18 protein-coding genes and 1 pseudogene are annotated in these 19,296 nt (G+C 71.8%); 3 read left to right on the forward strand and 16 right to left on the reverse strand.

Annotated elements, in window-relative coordinates:
- Nucleotides 1-75 precede the first annotated feature (75 nt).
- Entirely contained in the window at nt 76-1,266 is a 1,191-nt protein-coding gene (locus A4R44_RS39205; protein WP_067592740.1) for a phosphatase PAP2 family protein, read from the forward strand.
- Here the strand turns inward: A4R44_RS39205 and A4R44_RS39210 are convergent.
- From A4R44_RS39210 to A4R44_RS39220, 3 genes are all read right to left on the reverse strand, one after another.
- Nucleotides 1,178-1,822, reverse strand: coding sequence for a PhoU domain-containing protein (locus A4R44_RS39210; RefSeq protein ID WP_067592743.1), 645 nt, complete (start codon nt 1,820-1,822; stop codon nt 1,178-1,180). The two genes, A4R44_RS39205 and A4R44_RS39210, sit on opposite strands and share 89 nt — an antisense overlap.
- Before the next feature lie 11 nt (nt 1,823-1,833).
- Nucleotides 1,834-2,190, reverse strand: a complete 357-nt coding sequence (locus A4R44_RS39215; protein WP_067592746.1) for a hypothetical protein — start codon at nt 2,188-2,190, stop codon at nt 1,834-1,836.
- Nucleotides 2,191-2,278: 88 nt separating this feature from the next.
- Nucleotides 2,279-3,022 (reverse strand): dienelactone hydrolase family protein, encoded by a 744-nt coding sequence (locus A4R44_RS39220; protein ID WP_067592751.1) that lies wholly within the window; start codon nt 3,020-3,022, stop codon nt 2,279-2,281.
- A 189-nt stretch (nt 3,023-3,211) separates the two neighbouring features.
- Between A4R44_RS39220 and A4R44_RS39225 the strand changes: the two are divergent.
- Nucleotides 3,212-5,850: pseudogene (locus A4R44_RS39225) on the forward strand (glycoside hydrolase family 3 N-terminal domain-containing protein).
- Here A4R44_RS39225 and A4R44_RS39230 read toward each other — a convergent pair.
- On the reverse strand, nt 5,840-6,523 hold the full coding sequence (locus A4R44_RS39230; protein WP_232791971.1) for an FMN-dependent NADH-azoreductase: 684 nt from the start codon (nt 6,521-6,523) through the stop codon (nt 5,840-5,842). The pseudogene A4R44_RS39225 and the gene A4R44_RS39230 overlap by 11 nt on opposite strands.
- A 72-nt stretch (nt 6,524-6,595) precedes the next feature.
- Between A4R44_RS39230 and A4R44_RS39235 the strand changes: the two genes are divergently transcribed.
- Nucleotides 6,596-7,453: a sigma-70 family RNA polymerase sigma factor gene (locus A4R44_RS39235; RefSeq protein WP_067592754.1), complete on the forward strand. Its 858-nt coding sequence runs from the start codon at nt 6,596-6,598 to the stop codon at nt 7,451-7,453.
- Nucleotides 7,454-8,163: 710 nt separating this feature from the next.
- Here the strand turns inward: A4R44_RS39235 and A4R44_RS39245 are convergent.
- From A4R44_RS39245 to A4R44_RS39300, 12 genes are all read right to left on the reverse strand, one after another.
- Complete coding sequence (locus A4R44_RS39245; RefSeq protein WP_232791972.1) at nt 8,164-8,481, reverse strand: helix-turn-helix transcriptional regulator; 318 nt, start codon at nt 8,479-8,481, stop codon at nt 8,164-8,166.
- Between the two features lie 121 nt (nt 8,482-8,602).
- On the reverse strand, nt 8,603-9,289 hold the full coding sequence (locus A4R44_RS49695; RefSeq protein ID WP_161269560.1) for a GntR family transcriptional regulator: 687 nt from the start codon (nt 9,287-9,289) through the stop codon (nt 8,603-8,605).
- Nucleotides 9,290-9,353: 64 nt separating this feature from the next.
- The gene (gene fgd, locus A4R44_RS39255) at nt 9,354-10,352 is read right to left on the reverse strand and encodes a glucose-6-phosphate dehydrogenase (coenzyme-F420) (protein ID WP_067592760.1); all 999 of its coding nucleotides are present in this window, start codon (nt 10,350-10,352) and stop codon (nt 9,354-9,356) included.
- The gene (locus A4R44_RS39260) at nt 10,349-11,059 is read right to left on the reverse strand and encodes a GntR family transcriptional regulator (RefSeq protein ID WP_067592763.1); all 711 of its coding nucleotides are present in this window, start codon (nt 11,057-11,059) and stop codon (nt 10,349-10,351) included. The genes fgd and A4R44_RS39260 overlap by 4 nt, the downstream gene beginning before the upstream one ends.
- Nucleotides 11,052-11,777 carry an isochorismatase family protein gene (locus A4R44_RS39265; protein WP_067592823.1) on the reverse strand — a complete coding sequence of 242 codons (726 nt, stop codon included), beginning with the start codon at nt 11,775-11,777 and terminating at the stop codon, nt 11,052-11,054. Before A4R44_RS39265 ends, A4R44_RS39260 begins: the two co-directional genes overlap by 8 nt.
- Complete coding sequence (locus A4R44_RS39270; RefSeq protein WP_093575218.1) at nt 11,774-12,529, reverse strand: ABC transporter permease; 756 nt, start codon at nt 12,527-12,529, stop codon at nt 11,774-11,776. The genes A4R44_RS39265 and A4R44_RS39270 overlap by 4 nt, the downstream gene beginning before the upstream one ends.
- Entirely contained in the window at nt 12,526-13,374 is an 849-nt protein-coding gene (locus tag A4R44_RS39275; RefSeq protein ID WP_095213891.1) for an ABC transporter permease, read from the reverse strand. Before A4R44_RS39275 ends, A4R44_RS39270 begins: the two co-directional genes overlap by 4 nt.
- A 5-nt stretch (nt 13,375-13,379) precedes the next feature.
- Nucleotides 13,380-14,246 carry an ABC transporter substrate-binding protein gene (locus tag A4R44_RS39280; protein WP_067592769.1) on the reverse strand — a complete coding sequence of 289 codons (867 nt, stop codon included), beginning with the start codon at nt 14,244-14,246 and terminating at the stop codon, nt 13,380-13,382.
- A 164-nt stretch (nt 14,247-14,410) separates the two neighbouring features.
- On the reverse strand, nt 14,411-15,244 hold the full coding sequence (locus A4R44_RS39285; RefSeq protein WP_095213892.1) for an ABC transporter ATP-binding protein: 834 nt from the start codon (nt 15,242-15,244) through the stop codon (nt 14,411-14,413).
- A gap of 40 nt (nt 15,245-15,284) precedes the next feature.
- Nucleotides 15,285-16,994, reverse strand: coding sequence for a thiamine pyrophosphate-binding protein (locus A4R44_RS39290; RefSeq protein WP_067592773.1), 1,710 nt, complete (start codon nt 16,992-16,994; stop codon nt 15,285-15,287).
- Nucleotides 16,987-18,480 carry an aldehyde dehydrogenase family protein gene (locus tag A4R44_RS39295; RefSeq protein ID WP_093575213.1) on the reverse strand — a complete coding sequence of 498 codons (1,494 nt, stop codon included), beginning with the start codon at nt 18,478-18,480 and terminating at the stop codon, nt 16,987-16,989. Before A4R44_RS39295 ends, A4R44_RS39290 begins: the two co-directional genes overlap by 8 nt.
- A gap of 6 nt (nt 18,481-18,486) precedes the next feature.
- Nucleotides 18,487-19,296: LLM class flavin-dependent oxidoreductase (locus tag A4R44_RS39300; protein WP_198545627.1), on the reverse strand; the 810-nt coding region annotated here is incomplete at its 5' end.

Below are 19,296 nucleotides of genomic sequence, written 5' to 3' on the forward strand. Positions count from 1 at the left end.
CGCTCGGTACGCTCGTGACCTTCGGGTGAACGCGAGATGGCCGCCAGGCGAACCGGCGGACCGGAGAGGGGTTGTATGGCGACCACGGCCGGAGCGTCCAGCAGCGAGACGTACGACGCGATCACCCATTTCGGCCTGGCGATGCCGGGCTGGGTGCAGTCTCTCGTGCTGGCGTACACGCACTACGGCCTGGTCCTCGTGGCCCCGTTCTTCGCCTGGCTCTGGTGGCGGGCGCGCGGGACCGGCTCGCCCGAGCGGATGGCCGCGGCGCTGCTCGTCCCGGCGGCCACAGTGGTCGCCTACGTGCTCAGCGAGATCATCAAAGCGTTCGTCCACGAGCAGCGGCCCTGCCGTGGACTCCCGCCGGAGGCGATCGTCGGCGCCTGCCCGCCGCCGGGCGACTGGTCGTTCCCGAGCAACCACTCCACCATCGCGGCCGCCGTCGCACTCGGCGGGGCTTTCGCTTGGCGCAAGAGCGCGCCGTGGCTCACGGCCTTCGCGGCGACGATGGGCTTCTCGCGGGTGTTCGTGGGCGCGCACTATCCGCACGACGTGCTGATCGGGCTCGCGCTCGGGGCCGGAATGGCGTTGCTGTCGCAGCGGTACGCGCTGGGTCCGGCTGCCGGGCTCGTGCGGCGGTTCGCGGGGAAGGTGCCGTTCGGGCTGCTGGGTGCCGCGCCGGGAGGTGCGGCGGCTACGACTGTGCTTGCTCCGGCCGAGGAGAAGCCGCGGCGGCCTCGCGGAGCCGCGCCGGTTCGCGCCGAGGACGCGCCCGCCGGTTCTCTGCCGCCGCGTGGGCCGCGGCCGGTTCGTCCCGCCGACTCAGCGCCTCGGGACGCCAGCGGCCGCCCGGTCCGTCCGCGGAACCCGCAGCCGGACGGCCGGGCCGCAGGCGGTCCGCCGCCGCGGAGGCAGAGTTCGCAACCGCTCCGCACCGCCGAGCCCCAGCCCCGTCCGGCACGCCCGCGGCAGAATTCGCAGCCGATGCGCACCGCGGAACCCCAGCCCCGTCCCGCCGACGCGCCGCCGCCGAACCCGGGCCGTCCGCCCGCGCAGCCGCCAGCCCGTCCGGCGCGCTCCCCGCAGCCGCGTCCGGCCGGTCCGCCGCAAGGCCGCACCGCGGGTTCGCCGCCGCCGCGTCCGTCGAACCAGGCGCAGGCCGGTCCGCCGCCGGAGGTCAGCCCGGGAGATCGCCCGTCGCGGCGAACTCCAGGCGCTTCGCGACCGACACCGCCTGGTCGGCGAAACGCTCGTAGAAACGCGTGAGCAGGCTCAGCGCGACCGCGATCCGCTGGTCCTGCGTCCAGCCCGAAGCGGTCACAGTCGCCATCACGCGGGCGTGCAGCTCGTCCACGCGCTCGTCGGCGCGGCTCAGTTCGGCATAGCCGCCGCGGGCCTCTCCGTGCACGAGGTCGGCGAGCCGTTCCGCCATCGCCGAGGTGACCTCGCCGAGTTCGGCGAACACCGGCTCGAGGTCGGCGGGAACGGTCGGCTCCGGGTGGCCGCGGCGCGCGGTGCCCGCGATGTGCGCGGCGAGGTCGCCCATCCGCTCAAGCTTCTCCGCGCAGTACACCGCGGCCAGCACGGCGCGCAGGTCGCCGGCCACCGGGGCTTGCAGGGCGAGCAGCGAATACGCCTCGTCCTCGCAGGTGGCGCGCTCGTCGTCGAGATCGGCGTCGCCGCTGAGCACCTGCTCGGCCAGCGGCAGGTCCATGGTCAGCAGCGCCCGGGTGGCCCGGCGCATCGCCTCCGCCGCCGCCTCGGCCATCGCCGCCAGACGCCCGTCGAGCTGTTTCAGGTCGTCCTGGAAGCCTTCGCGCATGTCGGGCGACTTTACCGGCGGCCGGCGGACAGGCCAGCGCCGGCCAGCGGCCAGGCCTGTCCGGGCTCGGCCAGCTCGTAGCTGTGGCTGCCCTCGTGCCCGCCGGGCACCCGGCAGAAAACGCCGTCGTCGGACTCCGCGCCGCAGCACGCGCGGGTCTCCAGCACGCGGCGGCCGGGCCACCAGCGCAGCCACATCAGCGGCTCCTCGCCGCGTCCGCCGACCGGGGTCGCGTGCTCGTGGCCGTGCCCGGCCTCCAGCTCGCAGAACAGCTCGGGCTCCGTCCCGCGGACCGCGACGCTCCGCAGGACCGAGCGCTCGCGCCCGGTCAGCTCCACCGGTTCGCGGCACAGCGCACCTTCGGCCATGCGGCCAGCGTAAACGGCCGCCGCCGATTCCGCGCGCAGGGCCCGGCCGCGAGCGCGTCCCGCGTGCCGACCCCCGGGTTTTCGCAGGTCAGCGCACCCGCTCCAGGAGCGCGAACAGGTTCTCCCAGTGCCGCTTCTCGGCCTCCTCGTGATACGCGGCCGTGTCCGACATGGTGTAACCGTGGCCCGCGCCCTCGTAGACCTCCGACCGGTAGGTCACCCCGGCCTCGTCGAGGGCGTCTTCCAGCGTCCTGATCTGCTCGGCGGTGGCCGACGGGTCCTGGTCGGCGTGCCCGAAGTACACCTCGCCGGTGATCGAGCCGACCCGCAGGTGCGGGCTGTCCGGCTGGTCGGTCGCGAGACGTCCGCCGTGGAACGACGCGATCGCCTTGACCCGGTCCGGGAACGCCTCGATCACGCGCAGCGCGTTCGTGCCGCCCATGCAGTAGCCGGTGATCACGACCGGGCCTTCGGCGACGCCGTCCTGCGCGGCGAACCAGTCGAGGTACTTCTCCGCGTCGCGGGTCATCGCCTCGGTGTCCAGGGCCTCGATCAGCGGCATCAGCTTGCCGAAGACCTCGCCGCGCCGCTCCGGGTCCTCCAGCGCGGCGAAGTCCACCAGCGGCGTCCGGCCGCCGCGGTAGAGCAGGTTCGGCGCCAGCACGGCGTAGCCCCGCTCGGCGACGCGGTCGGCCATCTCCTCGATCCGCGGCCGCAGCCCGAACGCGTCCGGGAAGAGCAGCACCCCGGGATGCGGCCCGCCGTCCGGCACGGCCAAGTACGCGTCCGCGGTCCCGTCAGCGGCCGGAACGTCTGGCTTTTCCTTGCGCATCCGCTTTGTCCTCCCGTGAATTCAGTGCGTAGGAGATCAATCTATCCCCGTCCCCGCACCGGGCGGATGTCGTGTTTCTTGTCCGGTTAATGGACTGAACCACTGCGGTCGGCGGATTGACGGAGTCCGGTTTGCCCGGTCAGGATCACCGGGCCCGCTCCGGGCCGCCCTCCGCAGAACGGACTGTCGATGGCCAGACCTCCACGTTCCCCGCGCGCCCGGAACCGGGTCGCGCTCGCCGCGCTCGTCCTGCTTGGCGGGCTCGTCCCCGCCCAAGCCGCTCAGGCCGCCGCTCCCCCGCGCCAGCCGGAGATCGGCCGTCCCGCGCTCGACCAGAACGGTTGCGCCCGCGTCGAAAACTCGCTGCCCACGCTGCCGGACTGGCCGAAGGTGCGCAGCGCGATGCCGAAGAACCCGGTCGACGAACGGCAGATCACACAGCTCGTCTCCGGCATGTCGCTGGAGGAGAAAGTCGGGCAGATGACCCAGCCCGAGATCGCCGCGATCACGCCGGCCGAGGTGACCCGGTACTCGATCGGGTCGGTGCTCAACGGCGGCGGCTCGTGGCCGGGCGGGAACAAGCACGCCGGCCAGCAGGACTGGCTGAAGCTCGCGGATTCCTATTGGGACGCGGCCAGGGCCACGAGGACAAAGATTCCGGTGATTTGGGGCATAGATGCCGTGCACGGGAACAACAATGTGTACGGCTCCACTGTGTTCCCGCAGAACATCGCGCTCGGCGCGGCGCACGACCCGTGCCTGGTGCGCGATGTCGAGAACTCCACCGCACGGCAGATCCGGGCGACCGGCCAGGACTGGGCCTTCGCGCCGACTCTCGCCGTCGTGCAGGACGACCGCTGGGGCCGCACCTACGAAGGCTTCTCCGAGGACCCGCGCATCACCCGCGCCTACGGCTACGAGGCCATGAACGGTCTGCAAGCCGGCGCGCGGCTGCGCATCGGGCCGAACGGCGTGATCGGCACCGCCAAGCACTTCATCGGCGACGGCGGCACGACCGACGGCCAGGACCAGGGCGTCAACGCCTCGTCCGAAGCGGACCTGATCAACCTGCACGGCCAGGGGTATTACGGCGCGCTCGCCGCGGGCGCGCAGACGGTCATGGCGTCGTTCAACAGCTGGACCAACCCGGACCTCGGCATCAACGAGGGCAAGATCCACGGCAGCGACAAGGTCCTCGACCAGATCCTCAAGGGCAAGATGGGCTTCGACGGACTGGTCGTGTCGGACTGGAACGGCATCGGCCAGGTGACCGGCTGCACCAACTCCAGCTGCCCGCGCGCGATCAACGCGGGCATCGACGTCGTGATGGTCCCCAACGACTGGAAAGCCTTCATCGCCAACACGGTCGCGCAGGTGCGCGGCGGCGAGATCCCGATGTCCCGGATCGACGACGCGGTCACCCGGATCCTGCGGGTCAAGATGCGTGCCGGGCTGTTCGAGGAGCGCAAACCTTCGCAGCGTTGGTACGCCGGTTCGCCGGACGCGCTGACGGACAAGGCACTCGCGCGCGAAGCGGTGCGCAAGTCGCAGACCCTGCTGAAGAACAACGGCAACGTGCTTCCCCTGGCGCGCAAGGCGAAGGTGCTCGTGGTNGCAAGAGCGCGGACAGCATCTCGAACCAGACCGGCGGCTGGACGCTGACCTGGCAGGGCACCGGGAACACCAACGCGGACTTCCCCGGCGCGACCTCGATCCTCGCCGGGCTCAAGGAGGATCTCGCCAACGTCACCTTCGACCCCACTGGCACCGCCGATCCGAAGGGTTACGACGCCGTCGTCGCAGTTGTCGGCGAGACTCCGTACGCCGAAGGCGTCGGCGATCTGCAACGTAAGAGCCTCGAAGCCGCGAAGCTGTATCCGGAAGACCTTGCGCTGCTGGACAAAGTGAGCGGCAAGGGAACTCCGGTGGTGACGGTGTACGTCAGCGGCCGCCCGCTGTACGTCAACAAGGAACTCAACCGTTCCGACGCGTTCGTCGCCGCTTGGCTGCCCGGCACCGAAGGCGGCGGCGTCGCCGACATGCTGGTGCGCGGCAAGGACCACGGCGGATACCGCGGCAAGCTGTCCTATTCGTGGCCGAAGAGCGCCTGCCAGACGCCGCTCAACCCGTGGAGTCCCGGCTACGACCCGCTGTTCAAGCTCGGCTACGGGCTCACCTCGAACCAGCGGACCACCGTCGGCGAACTCGACGAGGCCGAAGGCCCGGCCCGCTGCGGGGCGACCGACGGAGGCGGTACCGCCACCGAGGACCTGCCGATCCACGACCGCACGGACGTCGCGCCGTACAAGAGCTTCATCGGCTCGGCGTCGAACTGGGGCGGCACCGAAATCGGCCCGGACGGCACCGCTTCGCATCCGGAGATCACCGTGGCGCCGGCCGACGTCAACGTCCAGGGCGACGGCCTGAAAGCGACGTGGACCGGCACCGGCGCGGCACAGCTGTACTCGCAGCACCCCGGCGGCACTGACGACCTGCGCGGATACCCCAACGCCGACGGCGCGCTCGAGTTCGACGTGATCGTGCATTCGCCGCCGGCGAACCGGACGGTCGTGAGCCTGCACTGCGTCTACCCGTGCTCGTCGGAGGTCAACGCGACGAAGCTGTTCGGCGACCTGCCCGCCGGACAGAAGTCGACGGTCAAGATCCCGTTGTCCTGCTTCGCGAGCGGGCTGGACTTCGAACGCATCGACACGCCGTTCCTCGTCTACACCGACGGCCCGTTCTCCGCGTCGTTCGCGAACGTGCGATGGTCGCCCGGCGGCGCGAAGGATCCGGACGCGCGGAAGTGCTCCGACCTCACCGGATAGCCCGCGCCAGCTCGACGACCCGGGACCTGGCCGCCTCGCGCGACGCGGCGGCCAGGTCCCCGAGCCCGTCCAGCGCCGGGACGTCGCCGACCCGGGTGAACTCCTGGGACACGAACGTCAGCCGCTCCACGCCTTTGTCGCCGAGATAGGCGCGCAGATACGACTCCTGGAACTCGAACGTCTCGCGCGGCGTGCCGGGGCCGTATCCGCCGCCGCGGGCGTTGACGATCACGAAGTCCTTGTCCGCCAGCAGTTTCCGGCCAGTCGCCGGGTCGGCGAAGACGCCCGGAAAGCTGATCCGGTCGATCCACGCCTTGAGCGTCGCGGGCACGCCGAAGTTGTACATCGGCACCCCGAGCAGCACGGCGCGGGCTTCCCGCACCTCGTTCACCAGCGGCCGGGTCAGGTCCCACTCGCGCTGTTCGTCGTCGTCCGCGATCAGCGCCGCGATGTCGTCCAGCGACAGCGCCCCCTTGCGTTCCACCCGGCGGCCGAGCCGCGCGTACGCCTCGCGCAGCGGCGGCACCGGTTCGGCGGACACGTCGCGGTGCCGCACGGTCCCGCCGCTTCTCCGCCACTCGTCGGCGAACAGCGTGCCCAGCTGCCTGCTTGCCGACGCCTCGCGATCGGCGCTCGAATCGACGTGCAGCAGAGGCGCTAGCATGACAGTCATCCGGTTCCTCTTCTCGTCCTTGGTCCTCGGGCCGGCACTCCCATGACGGATCGAGACGGGAAAAGGTGACCGATGGACGACGCACACGCGCGGCGCTTCGAGGACGAACGCCCGCGGCTGCACGCGCTGGCCTACCGCATGCTGGGTTCCGCGGCCGAGGCCGAGGACGTCGTGCAGGAATCGTGGCTGCGGCTGAATCGCACGTCCGGCGTCGATAACCTCGGCGGCTGGCTCACGACTGCGGTGTCCCGGCTCTGCCTGGACGCCCTGCGCGCCCGCCGCGAAACGCCGGTCTCCGCGGTACCCGACGCCGCCGGCGGCGCTGTTCCCGAGGACGAGATCCTGCTGGCCGGCGAGGTCGGCCGCGCGCTGCTGGTGGTCCTGGACCGGCTGGCCCCGCCCGAACGAGTGGCATTCGTGCTGCACGACCTGTTCGCGGTGCCGTTCGACGCGGTCGGCCCGATCCTCGACCGGACGCCCGCGACCGCCAAGAAACTCGCCAGCCGCGCGCGGTCGCGGGTACGCGGGGAACCGGCCGTGCCGGTCGCGGAACTGGCTGAGCACCGGGAAGTGGTGACAGCGTTCTTGTCGGCGGCCCGCGGCGGGGACATGGCGACGTTGCTGACCGTGCTGGCTCCGGATGTCGTCCGGCACACCGATCCGGCGATGCTGCCGCCCGGGGCTGCTGCGGTGTTGCGCGGGGCGGACGAGGTCGCGCAGGGGACGAAACTGTTCGCGGCGAACGCGCGGCTGGCCGAACTCGCGCTGATCGACGGGGATGCCGGGCTGGTGCTCGCTCCGGCCGGACGGCTGGCGGGGGTGCTCAGGATCGAGGTTCGCGGGGGGTTGCTCCAGGCGTATGAGGTAGTGGTGAGCGCCGAGCGGCTGGCGGCGACGGAGATCGCGACGCTTTCCCACGGTGACGTATAGGACGTTATACATCTTGGCCGGCCGTCGGAGGTCTCGGCGAACTGGGCGCTGTGCGCGACGAGTTCGTCGCCGCGGGGAAGGCCTGCGTCACGCGCGATCACCGGCGTGCTCAACTCCCACGGGTACGTGGTCCAGCACCTGATCGACCGGGTGCCCACGGTCTCCGACCTTCTCGGCATCACCCGGCAGGCAGCTTCGAAGCACCTTTTCGAACTGGAGCGGCCCGGCTGCGCCCCACGGGGTGTCGGACCCCGCCGGCAGCCGAGTCGGCGCGCCCAGCTCACCGACCGCGGTTGGCGGCTCGTCGACGACAGCCGCCGGATCCGACAGCAACTGGACGAGCGGCCGGCAAGGACGCTGCCGAAGCGACCCGGCTAGCTCTGGCTACAGGTGGAACCGCGGATGTGACCGCGCGTCGCCCTGCCAAGCGAATAAGCAAGCACGCTCGCGAACTCCTCCGGCATACGACACTGGCGATCAGCAGCGCACCAGGACACTTAAGCTGGCGTCTCGGGCGCGGTGCGATGTGCGCCTGCCCCAGGCCAGGGCCGGCACGAAAGGCTTGCCCGGCCGTGAAGGACGCGGCATTCCCCGAGAGGGCTTTCGCCGGTGTCCCGCTGCCGCTCCCGGCGGCCGCTGACCCTGGCCAGTTGAAGTGCCGCCGGGCGGGATCTGATGGCAAAGCAGCCGCTCCGGCAAAACGCCACGAGTCATCGCCGCGGATCAGCGGTGCCCTCATCGCGGCAATGCATCGCGCGATAGCGACCGGGAGCGTGCCCGGCGACCCGTTTGAAGGCACGGGCGGACGCGAATTCCGCCTCGTAACCGACCTTTCGGGCGATCTGCCGCAGGGGCGCTCGGCCCTCGCGCAGCAGGCGGGCGGCCACGGTCATCCGCCAGATGCCGAGGCACTCCATCGGGGTGTGCTCGGTCGTCGACGTGAACCGGCGGCCGAACCGGGCACGCGGGACGGCGACGGCGTGCGCGAGCGCCTCCACGGTCCAGGGTCTTCCGGGGTCGTCGTGCACGAGCGCGAGCGCGGGACCGACCGCGGGGTTGTGGAGCGCGCCAGCTGGTCTGGCTGGCCGAGGACCGCGTCCGTCCTGCCGGGACAGGCCCCGCGGAGGGCCGCCACTACGCCGCGGTCGCTCAGCCGGGCTTGAGTTCGGCGAGCAGAGCCGTGCACACGGTGTCGAGGTGGGACTTGATCCACCGACGCGCACCGGGAAGATCCTTCGCCACGACGAGATCGACCAGGCCGCGGTGGCGGTGGTCGTGGTCGCGCACCCGCAGGCCCAGCAGGTCGCGCCCGACGCTGCTGCGCAGCTGCTCGATCAGGTCGACCAGCACCGGGTTCTCGTCCGCGGCGTAGAGCAGCCGGTAGAAGGCCACCCGTTCGGTGAGGAAATCGCCGGTCCGCCCGGGGTCGTCGAGCCGGTCGGCGAGTTCGGCCAGTTGCCGCGCGCGCTGCGGGGTCAGGGATTTGATCGCGAGTTTGATGGCCTGGCTTTCGAGCAGCGAGCGGATCGCGAAGGTCTCCCGGACCTTGGCCGCGCTCAGCATCGTGACCATCGCGCCGCGGTGCGGCACGACCGTGACCAGACCTTCGGCCTCCAGCTGCATCAGCGCGCTGCGGACGGGAATCCGGGAGACGCCGATCGTCTCGGCGATCGCCTCCTGCCGGAGCTTCTCGCCCGGCGCGAGGGCGCCGGAGAGGATCGCCTCCCGGAGGATGGTGTAGACCAGCTCGCCGACGGACTTGTAGCCGCCCGACAAGCGGTCCACGATATCGTTCAGCGACGGGGCGGGCAGCCGCGCGGCGGCGGGACGGGTCACGTCGAGCAGCGTAACCGGCGGGATCCTGGATCCGAAACCCGGAGCCGGCGCGGGGCACTGCCGTTCAGCCGAGTTCGCGCAGCCGCGGCACGACGTCCTCGGTGAACTGGGCGAGGAAACGGTCCTGGTCGTGCCCGGGACCGTGGAACACCAGGTGGTCGAACCCGGCGTCGAGATAGGGTTTGATCCCGGCGAGGGCCTCGTCCGGGCCGGAGGCCACGATCCAGCGCCGGGCGACCTGATCGAGCGGCAGCTCGTCGGCCAGCCGCTCCATCTCCGCCGCGGACCCGACGGTGTGCTTCTGCTCCGCGCTGAGCGAAAGAGGCGCCCAGAACCGGGTGCTTTCCAGCGCCGCGGCGGGATCGCGGTCGTAGGCGAGCTTGATTTCGATGGTGCGGCCGACCGTCGCCGGATCCTTGCCCGCACCGGCCGCGCCCTCGGCCACCGCGGGCATCAGCTTGCCGGTGTAGAGCTCCATGCCCTTGCCCGAGGTGCAGATGAACCCGTCGCCCTCGCGGCCGGCGTACTTGGCGACCACCGGGCCGCCGGCCGCGATGTACACCGGGACGGGGGTGCCGGGCCGGTCGTAGATCTTCGCGCCGACGAGCGTGTAGTACTCCCCCTCGAACGAGACCTCGTCCTCGGTCCAGAGCGCCCGCATCAGGCGGACGGCCTCGCGCAGGCGCGCGAACCGCTCCTTGAACCCGGGCCACTGCCTGCCGGACACCGCGATCTCGTTGAGCGCTTCGCCCGTGCCCACGCCGAGGACGACGCGGTTCCCGGTGAGCAGGGCGAGCGTCGCGAAGGTCTGCGCCATGACCGCCGGGTGGTAGCGGAAGGTCGGGGTGGTCACGCTGGTGCCGATCAGGACCCGGCGGGTGCGCTCGCCGACGGCCGCCATCCAGGTCAGCGCCGAGGGCGCGTGCCCGCCCCGGTGGCGCCACGGGAGGAAATGGTCGGACACCCACACGCTGTCGAGCCCCAGTTCCTCCGCGCGGACCGCGTACTCGACGAGGTCGCGCGGGCCGAACTGCTCCGCCGATGCCTTGTAGCCGATTTTCACTTTTGCCTGCTCCCTCTCGTCGTTTCCCGCGGCGGCAGTGCCGTCGCGACCATGCCGTCGCGGACCTGGATCAGGTGCTCGCGCAGCATCCGTTCGGCCGTGTCCACGTCGTCCCGGCGCACCGCCTGCGCGAGCGCCTCGTGGCTGAAGTCCGTGACGACCAAGCGGATGCCGAGCCGGTGCCGTCCCAGCGAGACCCGCAGCTGTTCGATGACCCCGATGGTCACGGGATTCCCTCCGGCGTCGTAGAGACGCCGGTAGAAGGCGATTCGTTCGTCGAGGAAATCCGCGCCCTCGTGAGCCTGGTCAAGCCGCCGGGCCTCGGCCACCAGCACGGTTTTTTCCCCGGGCGAAAGGGATTTCGCCGCCGCGCGCAACGCGTGGGTCTCCAGCAGCAGGCGCAGGCGGTAGATCTCGTGGATCCGTTCCGCGGTGAGCGTGCGCACCGTGGCGCCGCGGTGCGGCTGCACGGTGACCAGCCCTTCGGCCTCCAGTCGCATCAGTGCGGTGCGCACCGGGATCCGCGAGACGCCGATGTGCCGGGACAGCTCCTCCTGGCGGAGGTGTTCTCCAGGCTCGAAGACCCCGTTGAGGATGCTCTGGCGCAGCACCTGAAGCACCGTCTCCCCCACCGTCCGGTACTGGCCGCGCATGCGCTGGGCCAGCTCCTCCAGGGCCGCCGAGGACCCGCCGGGCAGCTCAGTCATCGGCCGGGGCCCCGCCGTGGAGGGACTGCAGGGCTTCGCCCGCTCGCGCCGCGGTCGTCACGTCCGCGTATTTCTGGTCGAGGTCGAACAGCGTCATCGCGTGCGAGGCATCGAAGCGGTCGAAGCAGGCGTCCCCGGCGACGGTCACCCGGTAGTTGGCGGAGAAGGCGTCGACCACGGTCGCGCGGACGCACCCGCTGGTCGAGCCGCCGCACACGACCAGCGAGTCGACGCCGAGATCGACGAGGAACGAGGCCAGCGGCGTGCCGTGGAAGACGCTCGGCTTCGTCTTGCGCACGACGATCTCGCCCGGTCGCGGGGCGATCGGCGCGACGATGTCGTGGCCGCCCGCGCGGCCGGGATCCGAGTCCTCGTCCCGCCGGCTGTTCTTGTCCCGCCAGCGGCCGGACAGGACCGGGTTGCCGCCGGTGTCCAGTCCTGCCGAATACAGCACGGGCACCTCCAGCGTCCTGGCGAGCGCGAGCAGGCCGGCGATCCGGTCGACGGCGTCCCAGGCGGCTTCGCCGCAGCTGTTGCGCCAGCGGCGGATCGAATCGAGCAGGGGCTCGCGCTTCTCGCCGCAGAAGTTGGTGGTCACGTCGATGACGAGAAGCGCGGGACGCCGGCCGAGGCCCTGGCGGCGGCCGAGCCCGGCCAGCTCCCGCACCCGGTGGTCCCGCGCGGTGAGGTACCGGTCCCACGGCTGCGGCGCGGTCACGAGGTCCACCTGGTCATCCGGTCCTCCACGAAGTTGAGCAGCAGGTAGAACACGATCGACAAGGCGATGATCACCAGGACGATCGCGTACAGCCGGGCGATGTCGAAGGTCTGGGACGCGGTCGTGACGAGCTTTCCGACGCCGACGATGCCGATCAGGATCTCCGCGCTGACCGTGCCCTTGATGCCTTGCACCACGCCGATCCGGACACCGGCCACCAGCGGCGCCGCCGCCGCGGGCAGCCGCACGTGGCGGGCGACCGCACTGGGCCCGGCGCCGAAGGACGCGGCCATCTCGACCAGCTCGCGCGGCGACTGCTTCAGCGCGCTGGTCCAGGTGAGGGCCACCGGTGACACCGCGAACGCGACCGTCGTGACCACGCGGGTCAGTTCGCCGTTGCCCCACAGGAAGGTGAACAGCGGGACGAGCGCGATGTGCGGCACCGACAGGAAACCGGTGACGTAGGGCATCAGCGACCGCTCCGCGACGTCCCCGGCCGCCATCAGGCCCGCGGCGGCGCCCGCGAGCACGAAGGTGACCAGCAGGCCGAGCAGCAGCGTCACGGCGGTCGTGCCGAGCACGGAGAGCGCGCCGGAGGTCACGAGCGCCCACACCTGCGTCAGCACCGCGGGCAGTTCCGGCAGCCACTGCGGCCGCACCGTGACCGCCACGATCTGCCAGGCGGCGAGCACGGCCACCCCGCTGGCCACGTCGGCCCGGATGCCGGGGAATCTCCTGGACCGGGCCTTCATCGCCGCTCACCCCGCATCCGGCGGATCAGCCACCGTTCCCCGGCCTGGCTCAGGCTCACCAGCAGCACCCCTTCGGCGATGATCACCAGGGTCACGGCGTAGAGCGAGGGACCGGCGAACGAGGACTTGTAGTCCAGCAGCAGCCCGCCGAGGCCGACCGGCACCAGGGTCAGTTCGACGACGACCATCCCGGAGATCGCCCGGCCGAGGCCGATCCGCAGCGCGGTGAACAGGTGCGGGGCCGCCGCCGGGAGGATCACGCCGGTCCAGACCTGCCGGTTCGTGGCGCCGAAGCCGCAGGCCATCTCGATCAGGTGCGGGTCGAGGACCCGGACCGCGGCGCGCGCGTTCATCGCGATGACCGGCAGCGCGAACAGCACGACCACCGCGACCCGCGCGGTGAAGGTCAGTCCCAGCGCGACGATCACCACCGGCACGGTCGCGATGATCGGCACGACCATCGCGACGTCGAGCCAGTAGGAGAGCGCGCGGTCCGCCGTTCGCCGCCGTCCCACGAGGAATCCGATGGCCAGGCCGAAGACCGCCGAGAGGGGGTAGCCGACGAGCAGGGAGGTGTTGCTCGACCAGAGCGCGGGGGCGAGCACTCCCGACGAGGCCAGCTCCGGCAGTTGCGCGAGGGTCTGGGTCATCGACGGCACGAAGACGCCGCCGCTGGTCGCGCCGTACCACTGCCATCCGCCCAGCGCGACGGCCAGGATCGCGAGCCGGAAGGTCCAGACGAGCACGCGCGGACGCGTCGCCCGCCGCCGGGCCGGTTCGGCCGGCGGGGTCGCGGGGGTCCGTTCCCGGTCCAGCACCGCCGGCGTGCGCGATGACGACACCATGCGCCTCAGCCCCCGATCCCGGCGGTGAGCAGGTCCGCCCGGCAGCACTGGTCCGCGTCCGGCAGGGAGCCGGCGTCGAGGATGCCCGAGGTGCGCAGGGCGTCGAGGGTGGCCTTGACGGCAACGGGCGAGAATCCGCCGTCCGCGGGCCAGATCTTCGCCTTGAGCGACTCCTCGGCCAGCTCCTTGGCGGCGGCGGGATCGGTCTTGGGCACAGTGCTCGCGATCGAGGCCGCGAGCTTGCCGGCGTCCCGGTAGGTGCTCGCGTACTCCGTCTGCACCGCGGCGAGGAACTTCTTCACGTACTCCGGCGCCGAGTCCGCGGTCTGGCTCGTGGTGAAGATGACCGAGTCGATGATGTCGGGGTTGCGTTCGGCCACGTCGTAGATGACGTGGAACTGGCCAGGGGCCTTCTTCCGCAGCGTCAGCCAGTCGCTGAACTGCACCACCGAGGCGTCGAGCTGGCCGGCGATCATCGCCTGGACCCGGTTCGCCGAGCCGGGAATGATCAGCAGCTGCGGCTTCGCGGCCGGGAAGTCCTTGAGCGCGAGGTTGGTGTAGAGCGTGGTGGAGGAGATCTTCGACTGCAGCCCCACCCGCTTGCCGCCGAGGCCGCCCGGATCGGCGACGGAGGCGGGAGCGACCAGGAGGTAGGCCGGCCGGTAGGCGGTCATCACCGCCTTGATCGGCACCCCCTTGCGGACGGCCGCGAACACGGTGCTGGCGTTCGCCGTGCCGAAGTCCGACTCGCCGCGCACGACAGCCTGCACCGCGTCGTCCCCGGACTGGTGGAACGCCTCGGTGGTGGCGATGCCCTGGGATTTGAGGTTCTCCAGCGCGAAGTGGAGCGGGACTTTCTCCGTCTGCTGCACGGCGTTGGAGTAGGAGAAGTTCAGGGTCGTCTTGCCTTCGCCGCCCGGGGACGGCGAACACNGGCGAACACCCGGCGAGCACCGCCGGGACGGCGAGCAGGGCGAGCAGGCGGGTCGCGATCGGGGTGGAGCGTCGCATGGCAGCCTCCGGGGCGGGGAGCGGCTCAGATGAGCTGTTCGGCGAGGACGTCGGACTTGATCAGGTGCCACAGGCGGTCGACGAGCCCGTTGAATTCGGCGGTGCGCTTGATCTCGAGGGCACGGGGCCGGGGCAGGGCGATCGGCACGATCTCGCGGACCCGGCCCGGGTTGGGCTGCAGGACCACGACGCGGTCGGCGAGGAACACCGCCTCGTCGAGCTGGTGCGTGACGAACAGGACGGTTTTGCGGTCGCGGGCCCAGATCGTGAGCAACTCGGTCTGCAGGACTTCCCGGGTCTGGGCGTCGAGCGCGGCGAACGGCTCGTCCATGAGCAGCACCTCGGGATCGATCGCGAGGGCACGGGCGAGGTTCACCCGCTGGCGCATGCCCCCGGAAAGCTGGGCGGGGTACTGGTTCGCGGAAGCGGCGAGCCCGGTCAGTTCCAGCAGTTCCATCGCCTTCGTCCGCGCCGCGGCGCGCGCGGCGCCGGCGAGTTCGAGCGGGAACGCGACGTTGTCCACGATCCGCCGCCAGGGCAGCAGGCAATCGCTCTGGAACACGAAACCCCGGCTGGTGCTGGGTTTCACGATGTGCTCGGCGCCGGCGGTGATGAGCCCGCGATCCGGCCGGAGCAGGCCGTGCGCCAGCCGCAGCAGAGTGGTCTTCCCGCTGCCGCTGGGACCGATCACCGCGAGGAACTCGCCGGTGCGGACGTCGAGGTCGAGGCCGTCGACGACCGGCTCGTCCCGGCCGGGGAAGGTGAGCGAGACCCCGGCCAGCCGGAGGGCTACGGGGTCGGCGGGGCCGGCGGGGCCGGCGGGGCCGGCGGGGCCGGCGGGCGAGGGCGAAGGGGACATTTCTGTTCTCCCGTGGTTCCGGTGCGGAAGGGGACCGGGTTCAGGTTCCGGTGGCGGTGAGGACGTCGACGAGCACGGTCCGGCGTTCGCGGATCACGGTGGTGACGGCTTCGCCGAGCGCGGTGGCGAGGTCCTCGGCCCGGCTGATCGGGCCCAGTGCGCGCACCCCCAGTGAGCGGGCCAGCCCGGCGATGTCGACCGGGGGGTCGGTGAGGGTGGTCCCGGCCACCGCGTTGGCCGGATCGCGGTCGCGGTGGCCGGCGACGATCCGCGCGTGGTGCACCGAGTTCTGGTAGGCCCGGTTGTTGTCGGTCACGATCAGCAGCGGCAGCTTCTCGTGGGCCGCGGTCCACAGTGCCCCCGGCGTCATCAGCAGATCGCCGTCGGACTGCAGGTCCACCACCAGCCGGTCGTCGTCGCGGTGGGCCAGCGCCGCGCCGATCGAGGCGCCCAGTCCGTAGCCGAGGCCCGCGCCGCCGGAACTGCCGAGGTAGTCCCGCGGCGCGCTCAGCTCCCACGTGCGGTGGGCCCAGTCCGACAGCGACCCGTTCGCGAGGACCGGTTCGTGCTCGCGAACGGCGGCCCACACGGCGGCGGCCAGGTTGGCCTGGGTGATCGCTCCGCCGGGACCCGGGGTCCGGGCGGTGGTGGCCCAGCGTGTCCGGGCCGCCCGGGTGTGGGCCGCGAGCCGCGCCGCGCGATCGTCGCGCGGAAGCGCGCGGCGCTCGATCTCCGCGCGCAGGGCGGCCAGGGTCGGGGCGGGCGAGGCGTGCACGGTCAGCGCGCTGTGCTGGATGCGCTGCAGGTCCGCGGCCCAGGCCCGGGCGCCCAGCGGCGCGGTGCCGAACTGGGCGATCCGCGCGCCGGGCCCGATCGCGACCGGGGTGGTCGCCAGGTCCCGGACTTCGAGCGAGACCACCACGTCCGCGGGGCCGAGACCGTCCAGCGCGCCGGTCGCGTTCATCGGGTGGGCGAAGGGCAGGCAGAGGGCGGGCCGGCCGTAGTCCCGCGCCGGCTCGACCACGGCGGCGCCGAGCGTCTCGGCGATGACGGCCAGGTCGGCCGTCGCCTGCGCGGAGAAGTCCACGGACTCGACGGCGATCACGGGCCGGACGGCTTCGGCCAGCCAGTCCACCGCCGTCGTGATCGCGGCGGGTTCGGGCACGAGCGGCCGCGGTACCGCGTAGTCCGCCGCCGGCCGGTAGCGGAAATCCGGGCCGACCGGCTGTTCCTGGACGTCGCTGTCCAAGCACACGTACACCGGTCCGGCCGGTGCCGCCGCCGCGATGCGGTGCGCGCGCACCAGGGATTCGGGGACCGCCTCGATCGAGGCGGGCTGATCGTCCCACTTGGTGTAGTCGCGGATCTGCGCGGCCTGCGGGAGCGCGGTGTGGATCCAGTCGATCCACGGCCGCCGCCGGGCCGCGTCGACCGGGCCGGTGCCGCCGAGCAGCAGCACCGGGACCCGGTCGCACCAGGCGTTGTAGACGGCCATGGACGCGTGCTGGAGGCCGACGACGTCGTGCAGCGCCACGGCCATCATCCGGCCCGACGCCTTGGCGTAGCCGTGTGCGATGGCGACGGCGATCTCCTCGTGCGCGCACTCGACGAGGCGCGGCTCGGCCCGGTAGTTGACCAGCGAGTCGTGCAGCCCGCGGAAGGTCGCGCCGGGATTGCAGGCCAGGTACTCGATGCCCAGTCCGGCCAGTAGATCGGCGACGACGTCGGAGCCGTACTCCGGCTCACCCACGGCGCACGCTCGTCGCCCGGGGCTGGGTGTAGCCCAGCAGTTCCTCGAAGGATTCCTCGCGGCCGACACCGGAGTCCTTCTGGCCGCCGAACGGGACGCCGGGAAAGTGGGTCGAGGTGTCGTTGACCCACACATACCCCGCCTCCATCTGCCTGGCCACCCCCAGCGTCCTGGCGAGATCACGGCCGTAGACGCTCGCGCTGAGGCCGAACCGCACGGAGTTGGCGACGGTCACGGCCTGCGCGGTGTCCTCGACCGGGATGACGGTGAGCACCGGGCCGAAGATCTCCTCGGTCGCGAGCGCCGAGGCCGGATCGGGCTCCAGCACCAGCGTCGGCTCCGCGAAGAACCCGTCGGCGAGGCGCCCGGGCACGCCGCCACCGGTCACCACCCGGGCCGCGCGGGACCGGGAGTGCGCGATCCGGTCCAGCACCCGGTCGCGGTGCTGCCGGGTGATCAGCGGGCCCATTCCGGCTCCGGGCAGTTCGGGCGGGCCGAGCCGGACGGCGGCGAACTCCGCGGCCAGCGCGTCGACCAGCCCTCCGGCCAGCCGCCGCGGCACCAGCAGCCGCGAGGTCGATCCGCAGGACTGCCCGGCGAACGCCAGGTTCATCCCGCGGACCGCGCCGGCCACCACCGCGTCGAGATCGGCGTCGGGCAGCACCACCAAGGCGTTTTTCCCGCCGAGCTCCAGCGAAACGGACTTGACCGCGTGTTCGGCCGCGGCCCGCTGGATCGCGCGCCCGGTCCGCGGGCTGCCGGTGAACGCGATCCGTCGCACCCGCGGGTCCTCGACCAGCTGGATGCTCGGTGCGGGCGTGGCACCGCTGAGGACCGAGAAGACGCCGGGCGGCACCGAGTCCGCCCACAGCGCGCCGAGCCGGAGCGCGGACAGCGGCGTGAGCTCCGAAGGCTTCAGGATCACCGTGTTTCCGGCCACGAGCGGTGCCGCGACCTTCGAGAGCGCGAACATCGCGGGATGGTTGTAGGCGATGATCCGGGCCACCGCCCCGAACGGCACCTGCTCGGTATAGCTGAGGTGGGTGCCGCTCGCGGGAACGGTCTCCCCGGTCAGCCGCAGCGCCCAGTCCGCGAACATCCGCATCCGCTGGATCCCGGTGCGGACGTCGGCCCGCGTCATCCACAGGGGCACGCCGGTGTCCAGGCTGTCCAGCGCCGCCAGTTCGCCGGCGTGCCGTTCGGCCGTGGCGGCCAGCCGCCGCACCGTCTCGGCCCGGTCGGCCGGAGCCAGCGCCGCCCACTCCGGCCCGGCCCGGAGCTGGGCGCCGATGGCGGACTCGACGTCGGATCCGGTCGCGTCGGGGGCCGAAGCGAGCACCTTGCCGTCCGCCGGTGCTCTGACGTCGTAACGACGACCTCCGCCGGCTTCGACCAGGTTTCCCCCGATCAGCATCCGCGCCGGTACGGCCGTGCTTTCGTTCCGGACGTCGGCCAAGAGCGCGACGTCGGCGGAGGTCGTGGTCACCGCGGCCTACCGGAAGTTTCCGATGACGTCGCCGCCGAGCAGTTCGATCTGCTCGAACCAGCGGTCGAACTTGAAGCGGAAGTCGAACACCAGGTGCTCGACCCCCACGCTCGCGAACCGTTCGATCTCGGCGATCGCGTCCCCGGGAGTGCCGGCGATCAGCTGACCGGAGAGATCCTCGACGGTTTCGAACCGGCCGGACGGCGGTTTCACCGCGAACTTGGCCTTGTTCGCCCACGCGAGCAGCCCCGGCACGTTCACCTGCCGCAGCGCCTCCTCGCGGGTGCGCTCGATCGAGGTCGGCGGGATCACCGCGACGGTGGGCCGTTTCCGCCCCGCGGCGGCCGCCAGATCGTCCATAGTGGACACCCGTTTGGCCAGCGTGTCCATCGAGATCCGGCCCGGCATCCAGCCGTCGCAGAACTCGACGGCCAGCCGCGCCGAACGGGGGGTCGCACCGCAGTACCAGAACGGCACCGCGCCGCCGGCCGGCTTCGGTTCGATGGTCACGTTCTCGAAGGCGAAGTTCGCGTCCCGGTAGGAGACGTCGTTCTCGGCGAAGACGCGGCGGAGGATTTCGGCGTTGGAGCGCACCAGTTCCACGCGGTCGCGCCCGCCCCATTCGATCACCTCGAATTCGTGGTCGAAGGTTCCCGCCCCGAAGCCGAGCACGAGCCGCGGTCCGACCAGTTGCGTGATCGTGCCCGCCATCAGCGCGGTGACCAGCGGATGGCGGAACGGGATCAGCGAACCGGTGCCGAGTTCGAGGCGTTCGGTGACCGCGCCGACGGCGGTCAGCACGGTCAGCGCGTCGTA

Origin of the sequence: Amycolatopsis sp. M39, assembly GCF_001651785.1 — a bacterium.
Lineage (GTDB): Bacteria > Actinomycetota > Actinomycetes > Mycobacteriales > Pseudonocardiaceae > Amycolatopsis > Amycolatopsis rubida.

Bases quoted from the DNA above. Each gene is read 5' to 3' on its own strand.
- A4R44_RS39215 (WP_067592746.1), bottom strand. From the start codon at position 2,190: ATGGCCGAAGGTGCGCTGTGCCGCGAACCGGTGGAGCTGACCGGGCGC.
- A4R44_RS39205 (WP_067592740.1), top strand. From the start codon at position 76: ATGGCGACCACGGCCGGAGCGTCCAGCAGCGAGACGTACGACGCGATC.
- A4R44_RS39220 (WP_067592751.1), bottom strand. From the start codon at position 3,022: ATGCGCAAGGAAAAGCCAGACGTTCCGGCCGCTGACGGGACCGCGGAC.
- A4R44_RS39270 (WP_093575218.1), bottom strand. From the start codon at position 12,529: ATGAAGGCCCGGTCCAGGAGATTCCCCGGCATCCGGGCCGACGTGGCC.
- A4R44_RS39210 (WP_067592743.1), bottom strand. From the start codon at position 1,822: ATGCGCGAAGGCTTCCAGGACGACCTGAAACAGCTCGACGGGCGTCTG.
- A4R44_RS39260 (WP_067592763.1), bottom strand. From the start codon at position 11,059: ATGACTGAGCTGCCCGGCGGGTCCTCGGCGGCCCTGGAGGAGCTGGCC.
- A4R44_RS39235 (WP_067592754.1), top strand. From the start codon at position 6,596: ATGGACGACGCACACGCGCGGCGCTTCGAGGACGAACGCCCGCGGCTG.
- A4R44_RS39230 (WP_232791971.1), bottom strand. From the start codon at position 6,523: ATGACTGTCATGCTAGCGCCTCTGCTGCACGTCGATTCGAGCGCCGAT.
- A4R44_RS39275 (WP_095213891.1), bottom strand. From the start codon at position 13,374: ATGGTGTCGTCATCGCGCACGCCGGCGGTGCTGGACCGGGAACGGACC.
- A4R44_RS39285 (WP_095213892.1), bottom strand. From the start codon at position 15,244: ATGTCCCCTTCGCCCTCGCCCGCCGGCCCCGCCGGCCCCGCCGGCCCC.